At 33.6% G+C, this 18,379-nt stretch carries 18 protein-coding genes; 1 reads left to right on the top strand and 17 read right to left on the bottom strand.

Annotated features, from left to right (window positions below):
* Positions 1-13: 13 nt before the first annotated feature.
* The 15 genes from DYE31_RS07010 to cmk form a co-directional block, all read right to left on the bottom strand.
* Positions 14-628 carry a DUF1405 domain-containing protein gene (locus tag DYE31_RS07010; RefSeq protein ID WP_015900344.1) on the bottom strand — a complete coding sequence of 205 codons (615 nt, stop codon included), beginning with the start codon at positions 626-628 and terminating at the stop codon, positions 14-16.
* Between the two features lie 4 nt (positions 629-632).
* Complete coding sequence (locus tag DYE31_RS07005; RefSeq protein ID WP_015900345.1) at positions 633-1,190, bottom strand: YpiB family protein; 558 nt, start codon at positions 1,188-1,190, stop codon at positions 633-635.
* Between the two features lie 18 nt (positions 1,191-1,208).
* The gene (locus DYE31_RS07000) at positions 1,209-2,456 is read right to left on the bottom strand and encodes a tetratricopeptide repeat protein (protein ID WP_015900346.1); all 1,248 of its coding nucleotides are present in this window, start codon (positions 2,454-2,456) and stop codon (positions 1,209-1,211) included.
* Between the two features lie 4 nt (positions 2,457-2,460).
* A complete protein-coding gene (gene aroA / locus DYE31_RS06995; protein ID WP_015900347.1) occupies positions 2,461-3,759 on the bottom strand; it encodes a 3-phosphoshikimate 1-carboxyvinyltransferase in 1,299 nt (432 codons plus the stop codon).
* A 9-nt stretch (positions 3,760-3,768) separates the two neighbouring features.
* A complete protein-coding gene (gene aroB, locus DYE31_RS06990) occupies positions 3,769-4,845 on the bottom strand; it encodes a 3-dehydroquinate synthase (RefSeq protein ID WP_015900348.1) in 1,077 nt (358 codons plus the stop codon).
* 15 nt (positions 4,846-4,860) lie between these two features.
* Positions 4,861-6,027 (bottom strand): chorismate synthase, encoded by a 1,167-nt coding sequence (gene aroC, locus DYE31_RS06985; protein ID WP_015900349.1) that lies wholly within the window; start codon positions 6,025-6,027, stop codon positions 4,861-4,863.
* 223 nt (positions 6,028-6,250) lie between these two features.
* Positions 6,251-6,703, bottom strand: coding sequence for a nucleoside-diphosphate kinase (ndk, locus tag DYE31_RS06980; RefSeq protein WP_015900350.1), 453 nt, complete (start codon positions 6,701-6,703; stop codon positions 6,251-6,253).
* Between the two features lie 105 nt (positions 6,704-6,808).
* Complete coding sequence (locus DYE31_RS06975) at positions 6,809-7,765, bottom strand: polyprenyl synthetase family protein (protein ID WP_015900351.1); 957 nt, start codon at positions 7,763-7,765, stop codon at positions 6,809-6,811.
* 1 nt (position 7,766) lies between these two features.
* The gene (locus tag DYE31_RS06970) at positions 7,767-8,492 is read right to left on the bottom strand and encodes a demethylmenaquinone methyltransferase (RefSeq protein ID WP_015900352.1); all 726 of its coding nucleotides are present in this window, start codon (positions 8,490-8,492) and stop codon (positions 7,767-7,769) included.
* A 1-nt stretch (position 8,493) separates the two neighbouring features.
* Positions 8,494-9,066: a heptaprenyl diphosphate synthase component 1 gene (locus tag DYE31_RS06965; RefSeq protein ID WP_015900353.1), complete on the bottom strand. Its 573-nt coding sequence runs from the start codon at positions 9,064-9,066 to the stop codon at positions 8,494-8,496.
* A 218-nt stretch (positions 9,067-9,284) separates the two neighbouring features.
* Positions 9,285-9,557 (bottom strand): HU family DNA-binding protein, encoded by a 273-nt coding sequence (locus tag DYE31_RS06960; protein ID WP_015900354.1) that lies wholly within the window; start codon positions 9,555-9,557, stop codon positions 9,285-9,287.
* Positions 9,558-9,727: 170 nt separating this feature from the next.
* A complete protein-coding gene (locus DYE31_RS06955; RefSeq protein WP_015900355.1) occupies positions 9,728-10,726 on the bottom strand; it encodes an NAD(P)H-dependent glycerol-3-phosphate dehydrogenase in 999 nt (332 codons plus the stop codon).
* A 28-nt stretch (positions 10,727-10,754) separates the two neighbouring features.
* Positions 10,755-12,065 (bottom strand): ribosome biogenesis GTPase Der, encoded by a 1,311-nt coding sequence (der, locus tag DYE31_RS06950; protein ID WP_015900356.1) that lies wholly within the window; start codon positions 12,063-12,065, stop codon positions 10,755-10,757.
* Between the two features lie 152 nt (positions 12,066-12,217).
* Positions 12,218-13,396 carry a 30S ribosomal protein S1 gene (rpsA, locus tag DYE31_RS06945; protein ID WP_015900357.1) on the bottom strand — a complete coding sequence of 393 codons (1,179 nt, stop codon included), beginning with the start codon at positions 13,394-13,396 and terminating at the stop codon, positions 12,218-12,220.
* Positions 13,397-13,615: 219 nt separating this feature from the next.
* Positions 13,616-14,278, bottom strand: a complete 663-nt coding sequence (gene cmk / locus DYE31_RS06940) for a (d)CMP kinase (RefSeq protein WP_015900358.1) — start codon at positions 14,276-14,278, stop codon at positions 13,616-13,618.
* Between the two features lie 77 nt (positions 14,279-14,355).
* On the opposite strand from cmk, the gene DYE31_RS06935 reads away from it, so the two are divergent.
* Positions 14,356-15,330 carry an asparaginase gene (locus tag DYE31_RS06935; protein ID WP_015900359.1) on the top strand — a complete coding sequence of 325 codons (975 nt, stop codon included), beginning with the start codon at positions 14,356-14,358 and terminating at the stop codon, positions 15,328-15,330.
* 55 nt (positions 15,331-15,385) lie between these two features.
* Here DYE31_RS06935 and ypdA read toward each other — a convergent pair whose 3' ends face one another.
* Both ypdA and DYE31_RS06925 read right to left on the bottom strand, forming a co-directional pair.
* Positions 15,386-16,372, bottom strand: a complete 987-nt coding sequence (gene ypdA, locus DYE31_RS06930; RefSeq protein ID WP_015900360.1) for a bacillithiol disulfide reductase YpdA — start codon at positions 16,370-16,372, stop codon at positions 15,386-15,388.
* A gap of 143 nt (positions 16,373-16,515) precedes the next feature.
* Positions 16,516-18,159, bottom strand: coding sequence for a LysM peptidoglycan-binding domain-containing protein (locus DYE31_RS06925; RefSeq protein WP_015900361.1), 1,644 nt, complete (start codon positions 18,157-18,159; stop codon positions 16,516-16,518).
* Positions 18,160-18,379 lie beyond the last annotated feature (220 nt).

The raw sequence follows: 18,379 nt of genomic DNA, 5'->3' as shown, positions 1-18,379 counted from the left end.
TTATAACATTATTTTACTGAGAACGTAAAGATTGGTCAAACAATTTGTGTTGAGTCCATTTCCCCAAGTAGAAGTATAATAATACACTAATGCTGCTTAAAATAAAAGCAATATAGGCTACTAATTCTAGATGAGAATCAATAAATGGATAAAAAGGAAACTGCATGAAAACGTAATCTATTAAATCATTATGAAAAATCCACAGTATTGATACGATTCCGCCAAGCAAACTAATTTTAAATCTTGGATAAAATATAATAGCTTCTGCTGCCATAATACCATGTGAAATCAGTAACATCATCCCGTTAATTGAAATTTCATCATATTGATAAAATAGTATAAGATTCATGACTACAGCCCAGACACCATATTTAATGAGTGTCATAAATGCGAGCGCTTCTATAATAGAACTATTTTTCCCGAATAATAATAAAATCAAAGCAATACATAAAAATAAAGAAGCTGTAGGACTATTAGGTATGAAAATTTGGAAATACCATGGTGCTGTTTTTAATTGACTACCATACCAAATATAACCATAAATAGTTCCTAATATATTACAAACTAATGCAAACAAAAGAAATGGACGAGAATAAATCGCCCATCTCCACCAATTTGTTAATGTCATAATTTCAATCCTTTGTTGGAAAATTGATTGATCTTGCTTTTAGTGTATTTAATAAATGCGACAATCTATAAAAATATTCAGAGTCATGTATCTGTAAGCTGATATCAATCGTATTTTGCAACCTATTAATCAATGATAATTCAGCCTGCGGTGTCATAGTAACAGCATATAAATCATGAAGATGCAGAGAATAATCAGGTGAAAGCAATAATTGTGATAATAGGATTTCATCTAACCTGACATCTCTTTTAGTCAAATTGATTTTAATATCGAACTTAGGTCTTTCGTAAGCGATATGTCTGAATATCTCATTTGTATTCCTGTAATCAATTTGATTGTCATAATATTGGATAGCAGTTTTCTCAGTGTCAGCAACTGAAATTTCAAGTGTATTATGGTTTGGTATAGATTGATCTACAAAATAGATATCATCTAATCGTTCAACATCAGATTTTATTAAATTAAGTAACCATACGCTAATCCTAGATTTGAATTTGTATTGAAATAATAAGTATTCAATAAAGTTCTTTTTCATTAAATTGAGACTTTCTTTATCAATCATATTTGCTTCACCAACATCTTAATAGAGTTGAAGGCGTTCTGCTTCTTGTTGCCATTCTTCGTTATTTGGATCTAATTCTAGTAATTTTGGCAACAACGCTTTTGCTTGTTCAATTTGTCCAGTTTCAATCAAGAAGAAATAATAGTCGCCAAGAAAATCAGGGTTATTTTCATAAGTTGGTTTTGCCATATCGAAGAAATGCTGTGCTTCTTTATCTCTTTCTTCTGCCCCTAATGCATATGCTAAGTTCCACATAAATCTTGGATCTAAATCGTCTTCATCAGCAAATTGCATCAATGAAATAATACCTTCATTGTTTTCTTGAGTGCGGTATAAACTACTTAATTCGATTAAAGGTTCTTGATAAGAACTATCTAATTCAAGCGCTTTTAATAACAGCTCGATGCCATCTTGTTGATCACCATGGTCGATTTCAATTTTACCGGTAGATAACATCAGCTCTTTATAAAATTGGTTTAAACGTAAGCCTTCTTTACCTACTTCAATTGCGGATTTATAATCTTTTTGCTGTAAGTAAAGTTGTTGAATATAATAATAACCTTGCATGAAGTCTGGATCTTTATCCATTAATGTACTCATTATTTTAATAGCTTCTTGCAGTAACTCATTTTTTTCGTAAGCTAAAGCTTTTTTCATGTAATCTTCTGATGTTATATCTTGTTCTGAAATCTCTTCATAAAGTTTAACCGCATCATCATAGTTACCGCTCTGCAAGGCACTATCTGCCATACGTGCATATAAATTTACGCCATTAACCATGTATTCTCCAGTTTCAAGTACAGTTTCGTACTCTGCTGAAGCACGTAAATATTGACCATCAAAATACATTAATTCAGCTAAAGCAAAATGCAAGACAGGGTCATTCGGTTCCAGTTCAATTGCTTCTTCAATTTTATCAATCGCTACTTCTAACATATTGATTTGTTGATATAAATCAGCTTCCAGCATTAATCTTTCAGTAGATAAGTCAGCTTGGCTCAGATATTCTAAAGCTTCATCTGTTTTATCTTCAGCAATTAAGCCTTCAATAAAGTAACTTAATAGTTCTGTTTCATCAGGAAATTTATTATATAATGCTCTGAATACTTCTAAACCTTGAGGTGTTAATCCATAATTATATAATGTTTCTCCTAATAAAAATAAAGTATCATCATCTGAAGTTGTAATCGCTTTTTCAACTCGACTATCCAGATTATCTATTTTTTGCAGGTGAATATCATCGATTAATTTATTTGTGTCTTCCATAATATTATCCTTTCTGTGAAATCGATTTTAATAAAGGCAAGAATTCAGGGAAAGAAGTATTAACTGAATCAAAATTTCTGATTGCTAAAGTTTCATCGCTTAATAAAGATGCAATAGCAAGTGTCATGCCAATACGATGGTCTGTATACGAACTTACTGAGGCAGCGTGTTCGAATTTTGATGGGTGAATAATAAAACCGTCATCGGTCGGATGTACTTCAAAACCTAGCAAACCTAATTCATCTGATGTTGTTTCAATCCGATTTGTTTCTTTGAATTTCAACTCTTCAGCATCTTTAATGACACTTGATCCATTTGCTTGTGTACATAAAAGTGCGACTATTGGTATTTCATCTATTGCACGTGTAATGAGTTCTCCTGATAACTCTGCTGGTTGTAAATCAGGGGTATACTGAATTCTAATGGATGCAGTAGGTTCTGAAGTATTTGTTTGGTTAATAATTTCTATATTCCCCTTCATTTCTTTTACGATATCAATAATACCCGAACGTGTCGAGTTCATACCTACATTATGGATGGTAATATCACTGCCCGGAGTAATCAACGCAGCAACTATAAAGAATGCTGCTGAAGAAATATCTCCAGGTACTGTGAAATCTTTAACTTTAATAGATGTGATTGCATCTGGAATTGTTTGAATTACGTTTCCATTGATTTTTAATGGGATGTTGTAATGTTCAAACATTGTTTCAGTGTGATTTCTGGTAATACCGATTTCAGTTATTGTAGAAGCGGTCTTAGAAAATAGACTTGCAAATAAAATAGCACTTTTTACTTGTGCACTTGCGACTGGCATTTTGTAATCAATACCCTGGATGTCAGATGGGTTTATTACAAGTGGTGTATAATTATTTTCTATTCCTGTTATAGAAGCACCCATTTCTTTTAACGGATCTATGACACGATTCATTGGACGTTTTCCAATAGATTCATCACCAGAAAGTACAGACTGGATGCCTATTCCGCTTAATAAGCCGGCCATTATTCTTGTAGTTGTACCGGAATTGCCTGTATATAATGATTGATGCGGTGTTTTGAAGTTTTGATACCCTGGTGAATCAACAAACACTTTATCATCTTTAATATCAAAATTTACACCTAACAATTCAAAAATTTTCATGGTTCTTAAGCAATCTTCGGCTAGAAGCGGTTTTGTGATTACAGATTGTCCTTGAGCTAAAGAGCTTAGCATAATTGCACGGTGAGTCATTGATTTATCCCCTGGAACTTCAAATTCTCCTTTTAAAGGGCCGCGTAGGTTAATTGTTTCAGTCTTAGTCATTAATTTCACTCACTTTAGGTAATTTTGTAACGTCGCAAAAGATTTCTCGAGTACTTCGTTATTTACATGAATAACTTTTGGTTTTCCTATTTCTTTTAATAATACCATCTGAATACCGGATTTATCATTTTTCTTGTCTTTTGACATTAATGCTAATAATGGTTCAAAGTTAGTATCTAAAACTTTTTCTAAAGGGTAATCTAAATTTTTAAAGTAATTGATATAATGCATGATGTCGAATTGTGTATTTAGTAATTCATTTGCTACTATGAATTGATATAAAATGCCAATCATAACAGCGTGACCATGAGGAATTTTTTGATTATATTCTATCGCATGTCCAAATGTATGACCTAAATTTAAAAATTTACGTTTTCCTTGTTCATGTTCGTCTTCTATTACTATATTTAATTTTGTTTGAATACCTTTAAGTAAAAATTTATCTAAACTTACAAGAGATTCTAATGCTTTTTTATCAGGAAAAGCAGTTTCAATTTCTAATTGAGCCTCTTCACCGTTTAAAAGCGCATGCTTATATACTTCAGCATAACCACTAGAAATTTCTGTATAAGGTAATGTGTTTAAAAAGTCTAAATCATATAAAACAGCTGTTGGTCGATAAAATGCACCCACTAAATTTTTCCCTTGTGGCGTATTAATCCCTACTTTTCCACCAACACTAGAATCGTGAGCTAAAATTGTTGTAGGGACTTGAATAAAGTCTACACCTCTTAAAATAGTAGCAGCGACAAAGCCTGCGAAATCTCCAATAACGCCACCACCAATTGCAATGATACAAGTATTTCTTGTAATACTTTGTTCTAAAAGTTCTTCAATAATATGTTGATACACTGCAAAAGTTTTAGTTGTTTCATTTCCTTCTACTTTTAAAATATGAGTAAACTGTTCTGAACTTGTAGAAGATAGTGCTTGCTGAATTTTTTCCGGAAGTGCAAATTCTACATTTTTATCAACAATAAATACAACGTCTCTATACGGTTTGAGCAATTCTGTTAATTCTGTAATCGCATTGTTTTTAATTATAATTGGATAATTATTACTTTTATAAGTTGTCATTAATTCCATTTGAAATCACCTTTTTTAGAATTCAATATTGCGTAATCGTCTCTCGTCAACTTGTTGTTGCAGTTGTTCCATGTAATTAGATTGAAATTCTTCTAATAATGTTTTTGTAATTTCAAAAGCAACAGCATGTTCACATACAATGCTAGCAGCAGGTACTGCACAACTATCTGACCGTTCTATAGTTGCTTTGAAAGGTTCTTTTGTTTCAATATCGACAGAAGCTAAAGGTTTATAAAGTGTTGGTATAGGTTTCATTACACCATTTACAACTATAGGCATTCCGTTACTCATACCACCTTCTAATCCTCCTAGATGATTTGAAGCGCGAGTGTAACCTTCTTCATCATTGTAAAGAATAGGATCTTGTATTTGGCTTCCTGGTTTTTCAGCTGCTTTGAATCCTTCGCCAAAACTTACGCCTTTAAAAGCGTTAATCCCTACTACGCCTTGAGCAATTCTACCATCGAGTTTGCGATCATAGTGTACATAACTTCCGATTCCAACAGGCATATTTTTCACAATAACTTGTACAACACCGCCTAAAGAGTCGCCGTCTTTTTTAGCTTGATCAATTTTAGCACGTATTTCTTGTGCTATGTCTTCATTTACAACACGTACATCATTACTATCTTCATGCTTTTTAATAGTATCTAAGTCATAATCAGTATCATCTTTGATGCCGCCGATTTCAACAACACGACTTAATACATTTATGCCTAATTGTTTTAGCAAAATTTTACATACAGCTCCGACAGCTACACGTGCAGCTGTTTCACGTGCTGATGATCGTTCTAAAACATTCCTTAAATCACGATGGTTATATTTAATACCGCCTATTAAATCAGCATGACCAGGTCGCGGTTTAGAGATGGTACGTTTCATTTGTTCTTGTTCTTCTTCAGAAATCGGTGCAACTCCCATGATGTTTCTCCAATGCGTGAAATCATCATTCGTTACTACAATCGTAACTGGACTACCAAGCGTATAGCCATTTCTAACGCCGGATACAATTTCGACTCCATCTTTTTCAATTTTCATCCTTCTGCCACGTCCATACCCACCTTGACGTTTAAACATTTCCTCATTAATATCTTCCGCAGTTATTTTCAAGTTAGCAGGAACACCTTCTATAATAACGGTTAACTGAGGTCCGTGGGATTCTCCCGATGTTAAAAATCTCATTACGCTTTCACTCCATTCGATATTTTAGGTTACTAATATTAAATATACCCCTTATCATATCATAGGTTAAAAGCAGTAAGTAAAAAAATCGATACAAAAGATAAAGAATTTAGAATCTTTTGATAACTTTATGGAAGTTAAGTGAAAAAATAAACCAGATTGAAATAAAAAATTTCAATCTGGTTTATTTGGATAAAATGAATTTTTAAATGTATGCTTTATATTAATTTTCGTATAACCATTCTTCGTCGTTTGCAGTGTAAACACTAAGTTCATTAGGTTCGAACCAAAGGCTGATTTCTCTTTTAGCAGATTCAACTGAATCTGATCCATGAATCACATTTCGACCTACAGTAAGTCCTAAATCACCTCTGATTGTGCCTGGTGCTGCTTCAGTTGGATTTGTTTTACCAATCATATTTCTTGTCACTTCTACAACGTTTTCCCCTTCTACTACCATAGCAAATACTGGTGCTGAAGTAATAAATGAAACTAAACCTTCGTAGAATGGCTTATCAGCATGTTCACCATAATGTGTTTCTGCTTTTTCTTTGGAAACAGTCATAAATTTCCCGCCAACAAGTTTTAATCCTTTTTTCTCTAAACGAGTGATGATTTCACCAACTAATTTGCGTTGTACGCCGTCTGGTTTAATCATTAGAAAAGTTCTTTCCATTTCTCAAATCCTCCTGAATAATTGTGTATTTTGATGCGTTAAATTAAATACAATATAATTTTAACAGTTTAGTGAAACGCTTTCAATAATTATTTTCTTAATTTATCAAGCGTTACGTGATTCCATACGTTTAATTAATTTTTTAAACCATGAAGAAGCTGGACTGATTTCCAGTTCATCCAAAATTTTTATAGCTTTATTAAGATATTGTTTACTTATTTCTTTTGACTGCATTATGCTGTCTGAAGATTTTATATAGTTAACACAATACTCAAAGTCTTCTTTTGGACTATCAGGACTTAATGATTCAATAATAGCTTTGAACTGAGGGTTTTTTCGCGCTTCCAACAGTACTGGTAATGTTAGATGACCATTCATTAAATCACTACCGACAGGTTTGCCAAGCTGCTTTTCTGTACTTGTAAAATCGAGAACATCATCTACAATTTGGAAACTCATACCAATATAATGACCTATACGTTTGAGTTTATTTGCAGTTTTTAAATCGGCATTTGCAGATAATGCACCAAGTTCAGTAGCAAGTTGTATCAATAAAGCAGTTTTACGATTAATTCTACGCAAATAATTAGTAATGGTTTGATTACTATTGAATTGATCTTGGAATTGGAACAATTCACCTCTGCAAACATCAACAATAGCGTTCGATAAAATTATATGTATTCTTTTATCTTGGATTGAGGAAATATTATTAAGCGCGAGAGCTAATAAATAATTCCCTGTTAAAATTGCAGTCTCTTGATCCCATTTTTTACTGATTGTGAGACGACCTCTTCTTTTATCACTTCGGTCAATGACATCATCATGTACTAATGTAGCCATATGAATAAGTTCCAAAGAAACAGCTATTTTATAGGTATCTTCATTACGAGGGTTCACGCCATATTCACTACTTAAAACAACGAATGATGGACGAACTCTTTTGCCGCCGGATGATAATAAATGTAAAGAAGCTTCTTCTAAAATAGGATTACTGCTTTTTATTGTGTTTTTCAATTCTTTTTCAATTTTCTTGATTTCTCTATTAATGTTCAACTTATCCACATTAATCACCTTTTGCTGTTTCTTTTTCCTTATACCCTAAATGCATTGCTGCTACCCCACCAGTAAAACTTTTGACTTCAACATTTTTAAAGCCGGCAAGTTGGAAGAGTGCTTTTAATTCATCGCGATCCGGAAAGTTGAAAGCAGATTGTTGTAACCACTCATATTCCTCTTTAGATTTAGCAAATAATTTACCGAAAATCGGCATCACGAATTTAAAGTAAAGTTGATAACCTTGTTTGAAAACAGGAATTGTTGGTTGGCTAGTTTCTAAACATACCGCCATTCCACCTGGTTTAAGTACGCGGTTCATTTCTTTTAACGCAATCACATAATCTGGGATGTTACGCAATCCGAAACCGATTGTAACATAATCAAACTCATTATCATCGAATGGTAAATCCATTGCGTCTCCTTGTACAAGCTGAATGTTAGACATGTTTTTAGTTTTTTCTTCCCCAACTTTCAACATGTTTTCACTGAAATCTAAACCGATTACTTCACCAGAAGGTCCCACAGCTTTACTTAATGCAATTGTCCAATCGGCTGTACCGCAACATACGTCTAATGCTTTACTGCCTTTTTTAACCTGCATTGATTTCATCACACGTTTACGCCAAACTTTATGCTGTTCAAAACTGATGATGTTATTTAATTTATCGTAATTTGTAGATATATTTTGAAATACTTTATGGACTTTCTCTTTTTCTGCTTTATTTTTAGCCATTTTAATTACCTCTACTTTGTTTAATGTTACTATCCATTTCTTCAAATATTTGATTGAGTTCTGTTTCTGAATATGATTTTAAATAAGCTGGATGATGTTCTGCAGCATATGATATCAAACTTTCTGTCATATCTCTCATATCAGATTGCGGTTTGAAATTTTGAATAGTAATCATTGGAAATATAGTTTCGATATAAAGAATTGCATCTTTGATTTTTTCTTTATCAAGTTGTTTATAATGCAAAGAAGTTTTATATTCATTAACCTTTATGATCGCACTGCTCATTGCATCTAGATAGTCTGAATCATTAATCTCAGCAGTAAGTGTATAATAATGCGCACTAATTAAATCACCAATCAATATTGCATTCTTAGACAAATTATTGCCAGAAATAGAATCGAGATGACTCATAGATGTATCTATCGCGAGGCATGCCAATTTCGCTTGAATCGGAATGTTTTGTTCATCAAGTACATGAGCCAATTGATGGTTATAATGAATTGGTTCATGACTATGTATGCCATTAAGTTTTTGTTGTATTTGGTTTTTTAATGTACTTAATGTTGAATCCATGTCTGCACCTCACGTTATTAATCAATAATTATCTTAACATTATATAAACAAAAATAAAATCACTTTTGTTCATCTGACGGTTTTATTCTGGTTTTTTGAGGTTTTTAATCAAAGTAATTCTAAATAAGAAGTGATTATTATGTATATGTATTTTCCTATAATTTTAAAGATAAAAAGAAAAGCCCCGATGAGGGCTTTTCTTTTAAGTATTTATTCCATTATTTAACTGCATCTTTCAATGCTTTACCAGCTTTGAATGCTGGAACTTTACTAGCTGGAATATCAATTTCTTTACCAGTTTGCGGGTTGCGACCTTTACGGGCAGCGCGTTCGCGTACTTCGAAGTTACCGAAACCAATCAATTGTACTTTTTCACCTTTTGATAATGAAGATTGAATTGATTCGAATACAGCATCAACTGCTAAACCAGCTTCTTTTTTTGTTAATTCAGCTTGTTCTGCTACAGCGTTAATTAAGTCTGTTTTGTTCATTATGAGTCACCTCCCCAAGGGTTTGGTAATGATATTGTTATATCATTATGCTATGACTTTAACACAAGTACTGTGGCTATCGCAATCATTTACAAGCGCAAAACCGCGATTTATAAGGTTTTTTACCAGTCTTTGTGTAATTATACTATAAAAGGAAGATAATATAGTATTTATTCCGACTTTTTATCTCTTCCCATTAGTAATTTTAAACTTTCATCCAATGGTACTTGTTTAAATAGGACGCCATAAAGTGCTGAAGTAATAGGCATATCAATATTTCTTTGTTTTGCTAAATGATATACAGATTCAGTTGTATAAAAGCCTTCAGCCACCATATTCATTTCAGAAAGTGCTTCATCTACTGTTTTTCCTTGGCCGATTTTATATCCAAGTGTATAGTTTCTCGAATGAGTAGACGTACATGTTACGATTAAATCTCCAATGCCGCCTAATCCTAAAAATGTCATTGGATCGGCACCTAATTCTTCACCTAAACGACTTATTTCTGCAAGTCCTCTAGTCATTAAAGCGGCTTTAGCATTGTCTCCAAAGCCCATACCAGCGACAATACCGCTCGCTACAGCAATGATATTTTTTAACGCACCGCCGAGTTCTACACCCACTAAATCATCATTAGTATAAACACGTAAATAATCATTCATAAAAAGATCTTGAATGAGTTTGCTGACTTTAGGATCTGGAGAAGAAGCAGCTACGGTAGTTGGTTGTTGAATTACTACTTCTTCAGCATGACTCGGTCCTGATAAGACTCCGATTCCTCCATTATGTTCAGGTGAAAGTGAATCCTCAATCATTTCAGAAACACGTTTAAAAGTAGCATTTTCAATACCTTTAGCAACATGAATGAATACTTTTTTAGAATCTAGTTGTGAATCTATATTTTTAATGACTTCTCTTATAGCTTTTGTAGGTAAAGCAATTAAATAAGTATCTGAAAAGTTAATAGCCTCGTTTAAATTAGATGTTGCTGTAATAGACTTATCTAATTGTGCCCCATTTAAATAACGGGAGTTGCTGTGGTATTGATTCACTTCATCAATACTTTGCTTATTTTTACCCCACATTAAGACATCGTGACCGTTTTGTGCAAGCACATTGGCAAGTGCAGTACCAAAACTGCCCATACCAAATACGGCAACTTTACTCATAAAATCATCCTCTCAAAATTTTGAATCACTAATTTCGTTTTCTTGGAATAATGCGAATCGGTGTTCCTTCAAATCCGAATGCATCTCTAATTTGGTTTTCTAAATAACGTTTATATGAGAAATGCATCAGTTCTGCATCATTTACAAAAACTACAAACGTTGGTGGTTCAACAGCAACTTGTGTTGCATAAAAGACTTTAAGTCTTCTGCCCTTATCTGTAGGTGTTGGATTCATTGAAATTGCATCAGTAATGACTTCGTTAAGTGTAGAGCTTTGAACTCGTTTTTTATGATTCTCGCTAGCTTCTTTAATAAGTGGGAATAAAGTGCGTAAACGTTGTTTTTCTTTAGCCGATACAAATGCAATCGGAGCATAATCTAAGAATTGGAATTCTTGACGAATTTTATCCTCGAATTTTTTCATTGTTTTACTATCTTTATCCAATGTATCCCATTTGTTTACTACAATTACAACTGCTTTACCTTCTTCATGTGCATACCCAGCAACACGTTTATCTTGCTCTATAATGCCTTCTTCTGCATCAAGTACAACTAATACTACATTAGATCTTTCTATTGCTTTTAGTGCACGTAGAACTGAATATTTTTCCGTAGATTCATATACTTTCCCTTTTTTTCTCATTCCGGCAGTATCAATTAAGACATAGTCTTGATCTTCATATGAATACTCAGTGTCAATCGCATCACGTGTCGTACCTGCGATATTAGACACGATAACACGGTCTTCTCCTAAAATAGCATTTACTAGACTCGATTTTCCGACATTCGGTCGACCAATAAGTGATAATTTGATTGTATCTTCATCATAATCATCGTCTTCTTCGTCTTTAAAGTTATTCGCTACTTCATCTAGTAAATCACCTAATCCCAATCCATGAGAACCTGAAATTGGGAACGGTTCACCGAATCCTAATGCATAAAAATCGTAAATATCTGTGCGCATTTCGGGATTATCAACTTTATTAACAGCTAAAACAACAGGTTTATTTGTTTTATATAGCATTTGGGCAATCATTTCATCAGTTTGTGTTAATCCTTCTCTTTGATTAACCATAAAAATTATAACATCAGCTTCATCAATAGCAATTTCAGCTTGAGCTCTGATCTGTGTTTGGAATGGTGCATCAGTTAGTTCGATACCGCCAGTATCAATAACATTAAAATCATGTGTCAGCCATTCACCACTAGAATAAATACGGTCTCTTGTTACACCAGGTGTATCTTCAACAATTGAGACACGCTCGCCGACGATTCTATTGAAAATTGTTGATTTCCCCACATTAGGACGACCAACAATTGCTACAACAGGTTTAGTCATAAGCTAACTTCCTCTCTTTAATATATCTAATTAATTTTATCACATGCGCTATTTAAAGCAAAAGAATAATTGAAATCAAAAAAGCCAAGGCTGAGACGTGCACAATAAATATACACTGTCTACAGTCTTGGCATGATTTAATAAGTCAAATCTTAAAATTTAAGATTTTTTAATTTGTCTCCAAATACTTCACCTAAAGTAGGATTGTCATCGTCATCGTTATTTTCAATATAATCACGAGATTCATCATCATCAATTTGCAATACTTCTTCTTCAGGTAATGCAGCTTTGATTGATAATGAAATACGTTCGCTTTCTTCATCGATGCTTAAAACTTTAACAGTGACTTCTTGATTTGGTTCAAGTACTTCACTTGGAGTGCCGATATGTTTGCGGCTGATTTCTGAAATGTGAACGAGTCCTTGCACACCAGCTGCAATTTCGACGAATGCACCGAAATCAGTTAAACGTACAACACGTCCTTCGATAATTGAATCAGCATGAATTTGACCTTTAATACTTTCGAAAGGACTAGGTAAAGTATCTTTAATAGAAAGTGAAATACGTTCTGAATCTTGTTCAACAGATTTCACTTTTACATTGACTTTATCACCTACTGATACAACGTCTTCTGGTTTATCAACATGTTCATGTGAAAGTTCAGATACATGAACTAAACCGTCAACACCGCCGATATCAACAAAAGCACCAAAGTTTGTTAAACGAGCAATTGTACCTTCAATTACATCTCCTTCTGATAGAGATGATAATAATTCAGCTTTTTTAGCTTCATTTCTTTCTTGTTCAACTGCTTTTCGGCTTAGGATGACGCGATTATTTGCTGGATCAAGTTCTTCAACTCGCAATTCTAGTACTTGTCCATCAAAGCTTGAAAAGTCTTCAATGAAATCAGTAGAAATTAATGAAGCTGGAACGAAACCTCTTTGTCCTACATCAACAACCAAGCCGCCTTTAACGACTTCAGTTACTTTTGCTTCTATAATTTCATTGTTATCTTGTTTCTCTTGTAAATATTCATAAGACTTCTCTTGTTCTAATTGACGAATTGAAAGGATATAAGCTCCTGATTCATTTTCTTCGTCAACTTCCACTTTAGTCACATACGCTTCTACTGCGTCCCCTTCTTTCACAACTTCATTAGGGCTGTCAATATGATGCGTTGACAATTGACTAATTGGAACGATACCGCTAAATTTGCCACCGTCGACATCCACAATCACTTGTTTATCTTCGACTTTTTGGACTTGTCCAGAGATTTTATCTCCTTCTTTGATTTCATTAATCATTGATTCATTGAATTCTTCAGTCATCTTGTATGCCTCCTTGTACACTACATAATTATAACATCTTACAAACTGACAGAATTGTCAAGAAATTTAACTCTATTCATTTTTATGGTAAAAATTTCTTGAACCTCTGTGGTAATAAATATATTTGGATGATGTACCCGTGTACATTTATTCTCTTTACTTATATACCACAAATATTCAGTTTTAATAATAATTATACCGATTTAATGAAAAAAATATTTAGGCCTCTACTTTGTCAATCAAATCAGAGATAATATCGGTTACTTGTTCGATAGATTTTCCTGTTGTATTGACTGTTATAGCATCATCCGCTTTTCGAAGCGGAGATATCTCTCTATTCATATCATAATGATCTCGTGCTTCGATTTCTTTTTTTAATTCATTTAGAGAGGAAGGAATTCCATTTTCTTCATTCTCTTTTTGTCTTCGTTCAGCACGTTCTTCTACAGAAGCTATCATATAAATTTTTAATTCTGCATCAGGTAACACTACAGTACCAATATCTCTTCCATCCATCACAATTCCTTTTTCTGCAGCCAATTGCTGTTGGACTTTTACAGCAAAAGTTCTGACAGGCTCCTTAGAAGCAACATATGAAACGTTCTGTGTAACTTCATTTGAACGAAGGTAATCAGTGATATCTTCCCCATTTAAAAGTACGCGTTGACCTTTATCCTCATCATATACAAGCTTTAAAGAAACATCTTCAATTAAAGCTTGAAAATCATCATTCTTATCTTCTTGTAAATATTTATATGTGATGGCACGATACATAGCGCCTGTATCAACATAAATCATTGAATGACTTTCGGCAACTCTGCGTGCAATTGTACTTTTCCCTGCGGCTGCTGGGCCATCAATTGCTATATTAATTAAATTCATATTTAGAAAACCTTCCTTGTCGTTTTATCCTATATATTTTATCATAAATATGTATATAAAATATAGGAGCGTTGTTTATGAAAAAAATCTTAGTTATCCACACTGGTGGGACAATAAGCATGTCTGAAGATGAAACGAATAAAGTAATTGAAAATGAACAAAATCCGATCTCAAAGCATCAAGATGTAATCAGTCGATATGCCGATGTAACTGAGATTAATCCAATTAACTTGCCCTCTCCCCACATAACAATTGCAGATGTTGTAAAACTACGGGATATCATAGAAAAAGCAAGTGAAAATAACGAATATGATGGTTTTGTAATTACTCATGGTACTGATACATTGGAAGAAACGGCCTATCTATTAGATTTAACAACAAAAACAGAGAAACCTGTTGTAATTACTGGTGCAATGCGTTCATCAAATGAAATTGGTTCTGATGGATTATATAATTTTATTTCAGCACTTCGCGTTGCTGCTGATAATGATTCATCTGATAAAGGTGTAATGGTTGTCTTTAATGATGAAATACATACAGCAAGAAATGTTACTAAAACCCATACTTCAAATACTAATACTTTTCAAAGTCCAAATCACGGACCTTTAGGTGTATTAACTAAAACAAGCGTACAATTTCATCACCGTCCTTACGGCCATGAAATTGTACATCAAGTGGATTCAGAGTTATATGTACCAATAGTTAAAGCATATATGGATATGAAAAGTGATGTGCTCAAATTCTATAGTGAACAAAACGTAGATGGCATTGTAATTGAAGCGTTAGGTCAAGGAAACTTGCCTCCAAGAGCACTTGAAGGATTGATGTCATGTTTAAATAAAGGGATACCTGTAATACTTGTTTCACGTTCATTTAATGGCATTGTTGGCCCTATCTACGCTTACGAGGGCGGCGGTTACAATTTAGAACAACGTGGAGTTATCTTCTCAAACGGATTAAATGGTCAAAAAGCGAGATTGAAATTATTGGTCGCTATAAGTAATCATTTGAATAAAAATCAATTAAAGTCCTATTTTGATGCGCAGGTTTAAAAAAGCAGTTACCAGATGAAATGAATTGTCTGGTAACTGCTTTTTGGTTTATTAATTATGATTCTAAAGGCGTTTGTTTTTTGGTAATAATATTTTGAGCAATAATACCGCCATGGAATTTTCCGTTTTCAATAAATATTGTATTTGCATCATTACCTGCAGCAATAACACCTGCAATATAGCAATTTTCTACATTTGTTTCATATGTTTCTTTATCATAAACAGGTGCAGTGCCATATTCATTAGTTTTGATATCAATTCCTATATTTTGTAAGAATTCATAATCTGGATGATATCCAATCATCGCAAATACATAGTCATTAGGAATTGTGTAGGTTTCGCCATCTTGAGTATAAGTAACACTTTCTTCATCGATTTTGGTAACCTCAGCGTTAAAGTGCATATCAATTTTTTCATGTCTTACTAGAGATTCAAAATTTGGTAGAATCCAAGGTTTGATTGCCGAAGAGTAATCTGAACCTCTATATAAAACTGTGACATTTGCGCCAGCCTTTTCTAATTCAAGCGCTGCATCAACTGCAGAGTTTTTTCCTCCGATTATGACAACATTTTGATCGAAATATGGGTGTGCTTCTTTAAAGTAATGGAATACTTTTGGCAATTTAGCACCTTCTACTTCTAAATCATTGTGTTGTCCATAATAGCCAGTAGCTACTGTAAGGAATCTACATTGATAAGTATCTTTCGTTGTTGTAATTGTAAATCTTTTACCAATTTTTTTAACTGTGAGGACCTCTTCAAACGCGTGTATATCAAGCTGATGATATTTAACAACTTCTCTATAATAGACTAACGCTTGATTTCTATGGGGTTTATATTCTTCAACTATAAAAGGTACATCCCCGATACTTAATTTGTCACTAGAAGAGAAAAAAGTTTGATGTGTTGGATAATTATAAATAGCTTCAACCACATTTCCTTTCTCAATTACTAGTGTTTCAATTCCTTTTTTCTTTTGTTCGATTGCAGCACTAAGTCCGCATGGACCTCCGCCGATAATAATACTTTCAACTGTTTGCATCGTATTGTCCTCCTTCACTCACCCCTAATATTATATCAGTCATATTTAAATTTGAAAGAGTTTTACCTGATTTAAAAGTAAGAGATGTTACAAAAAGAAAACTCTGCAATGAAATGTAGTTTTCATTGCAGAGTATCTAAATATTATTGAGGAATCACAAGTTGTTGGCCATTTGAAATATTATTACTGTTTAAACCGTTTGCACGTTTGATTTTATCCACATTTGCTTGTGTGCCTTCTCCGTAGTAACGGATTGCGATACGATAAAGATTTTCTTTACCATAAACAGTATGTGTTTGACCGCCTTGTTGTGCTTGTGTATTTTGGTTTTGATTTTGGTTATTTTGATTATATTGATCATTTTGTTGATTTTGTACGCCTTGTTGATCTTGATTGTAACCATTTTGATTATTTGCATTATCTGAATTATTAGCATCATTTTGATTTGCTGAATCATTCGAATCTGCATTTTCATTATTATTATCATTGTTTGCAGTATCATCAGATTGCGCATTGTTATCTTGAGAATTTTTTGCATTATCTTTAGACTTGCTGTCTTTATCTTTGCTTGCAGATGATTTATCTTTTGCATCATCTTTATTTTTATTTGTTTTAGAGTGATCTGCTGTTTTATTATCGCTGTCGTCTTTATGGTCGCCTTGGTTTGTTAAAGCCATGCCACCGAAAATAGCAATAGCAGCAATGATTAGTAAACCTAATAACAATGGTAATAATTTTTTTAAGCCGCCTGACTTTTTAGGTTCCTGGCCGTTGCCGTCACCATGGTCGCCACCATTTCCTGAACCGTTACCGCCATTACCGCCGCTACTACCTGAGGCATTTGCAGAAGATGCACTAGCAGCTCCAGCAGCACCTGCTGCGGTACCCGCAGCTGCAGCTTTTCCGGATTTATTTTCACTATTTTTATCTTCGCTTTCATTTTTATCATTCTTTTTATTATTTTCTTTTTTAGAATGATCTTTAGCAGCTTTTCCTGCTGCAGCTCCGCCTATTGCTGCAGCACCCGCAGCAGCGGCTTTACCAGCCTTGCTGTGTTTTTTGTCTTTATTTGGTGATTCTTTTTTGTTATCTTCATTTGAATCATTATTATCGGGATTTTCATTTTTTGCAGCTGTACTTCCAGCTGCAGTGCTGGCAGCTTTATCATTTTCTTTTGACTTTGGCGTTTTGCTTTCAGATTCATTGGCTGATGCATTTTTATCTTTTTGATGTTTAGCAGCAGCTCCGCCTACTATTCCTGCTGCTCCTGCAGCTGCAGCTTTTTTGCCTGTATTATTTGATTTCTTTTGATTATCTTTTCCATCTTTGCTGTCATTAGAAACAGCTGAACGATCATCTAAACTTCCAACGTCGTCCTTACTTTTTCTGTCATTGGAATCTTTTTTGTGATTTTGTTCCAGTTTTTTTCCAACAACGCCACCACCAACACTTGCAGCTGCTGCGTCACTGCCCTTATCTTTAGAAGTGTTTTTATTAGTAGAAGTATTTTTTTCTTCAGCTTTTTGTTTTTCATCTGTATGTACTTCTTCTTGCTTGTTACCTTCTTCTTGTTTGTGAGTAGCCGTCTCTCTTCTTCTACGACGTCTGCGTTGTGACCCTCTTGGAGGAAAATGAGTTGCTCCCGTTTTAGGCTCTTGATTATTTGTCTCTTTTGAATCAGCTGAATCTACTGATTCTTCTGGTGTTTTTTGATCTTCGTTAGTATGGGAAGGATCAATTGATTGACGATTCCGTTCAAAATCGTCTTTAAAATTATTATTAGACAACGCCATCATCCTTTCTCTTTAAATTAATTACTGTATTTCATATGTAGTACTCATACCCCAAATATGAAAGCTAAAAATCTAAATCTTAGTATTATTATTATAACTTGTGCTCATAGTCTTCGACAAACAAAAGATGAATATTGAAGCAGGTTTTTTATATAATTAATCCAGTTCAATTATTTGTTTGGTTGATTCTCGATATCTAGTTATAAAATAACCT

This window comes from Staphylococcus carnosus, assembly GCF_900458435.1.
GTDB lineage: Bacteria > Bacillota > Bacilli > Staphylococcales > Staphylococcaceae > Staphylococcus > Staphylococcus carnosus.
Note: the sequence above shows the minus strand (reverse complement) of the source record. Positions and strands in the feature narration are given on the sequence as shown.

What these genes read in the sequence shown, in the direction of transcription:
- DYE31_RS07010 (WP_015900344.1), bottom strand. Translation starts at nt 628, where the DNA reads ATGACATTAACAAATTGGTGGAGATGGGCGATTTATTCTCGTCCATTT.
- DYE31_RS07005 (WP_015900345.1), bottom strand. Translation starts at nt 1,190, where the DNA reads ATGATTGATAAAGAAAGTCTCAATTTAATGAAAAAGAACTTTATTGAA.
- DYE31_RS07000 (WP_015900346.1), bottom strand. Translation starts at nt 2,456, where the DNA reads ATGGAAGACACAAATAAATTAATCGATGATATTCACCTGCAAAAAATA.
- aroA (WP_015900347.1), bottom strand. Translation starts at nt 3,759, where the DNA reads ATGACTAAGACTGAAACAATTAACCTACGCGGCCCTTTAAAAGGAGAA.
- aroB (WP_015900348.1), bottom strand. Translation starts at nt 4,845, where the DNA reads ATGGAATTAATGACAACTTATAAAAGTAATAATTATCCAATTATAATT.
- aroC (WP_015900349.1), bottom strand. Translation starts at nt 6,027, where the DNA reads ATGAGATTTTTAACATCGGGAGAATCCCACGGACCTCAGTTAACCGTT.
- ndk (WP_015900350.1), bottom strand. Translation starts at nt 6,703, where the DNA reads ATGGAAAGAACTTTTCTAATGATTAAACCAGACGGCGTACAACGCAAA.
- DYE31_RS06970 (WP_015900352.1), bottom strand. Translation starts at nt 8,492, where the DNA reads ATGGCTAAAAATAAAGCAGAAAAAGAGAAAGTCCATAAAGTATTTCAA.
- DYE31_RS06965 (WP_015900353.1), bottom strand. Translation starts at nt 9,066, where the DNA reads ATGGATTCAACATTAAGTACATTAAAAAACCAAATACAACAAAAACTT.
- DYE31_RS06960 (WP_015900354.1), bottom strand. Translation starts at nt 9,557, where the DNA reads ATGAACAAAACAGACTTAATTAACGCTGTAGCAGAACAAGCTGAATTA.
- DYE31_RS06955 (WP_015900355.1), bottom strand. Translation starts at nt 10,726, where the DNA reads ATGAGTAAAGTTGCCGTATTTGGTATGGGCAGTTTTGGTACTGCACTT.
- der (WP_015900356.1), bottom strand. Translation starts at nt 12,065, where the DNA reads ATGACTAAACCTGTTGTAGCAATTGTTGGTCGTCCTAATGTGGGGAAA.
- rpsA (WP_015900357.1), bottom strand. Translation starts at nt 13,396, where the DNA reads ATGACTGAAGAATTCAATGAATCAATGATTAATGAAATCAAAGAAGGA.
- cmk (WP_015900358.1), bottom strand. Translation starts at nt 14,278, where the DNA reads ATGAATTTAATTAATATAGCAATTGATGGCCCAGCAGCCGCAGGGAAA.
- DYE31_RS06935 (WP_015900359.1), top strand. Translation starts at nt 14,356, where the DNA reads ATGAAAAAAATCTTAGTTATCCACACTGGTGGGACAATAAGCATGTCT.
- ypdA (WP_015900360.1), bottom strand. Translation starts at nt 16,372, where the DNA reads ATGCAAACAGTTGAAAGTATTATTATCGGCGGAGGTCCATGCGGACTT.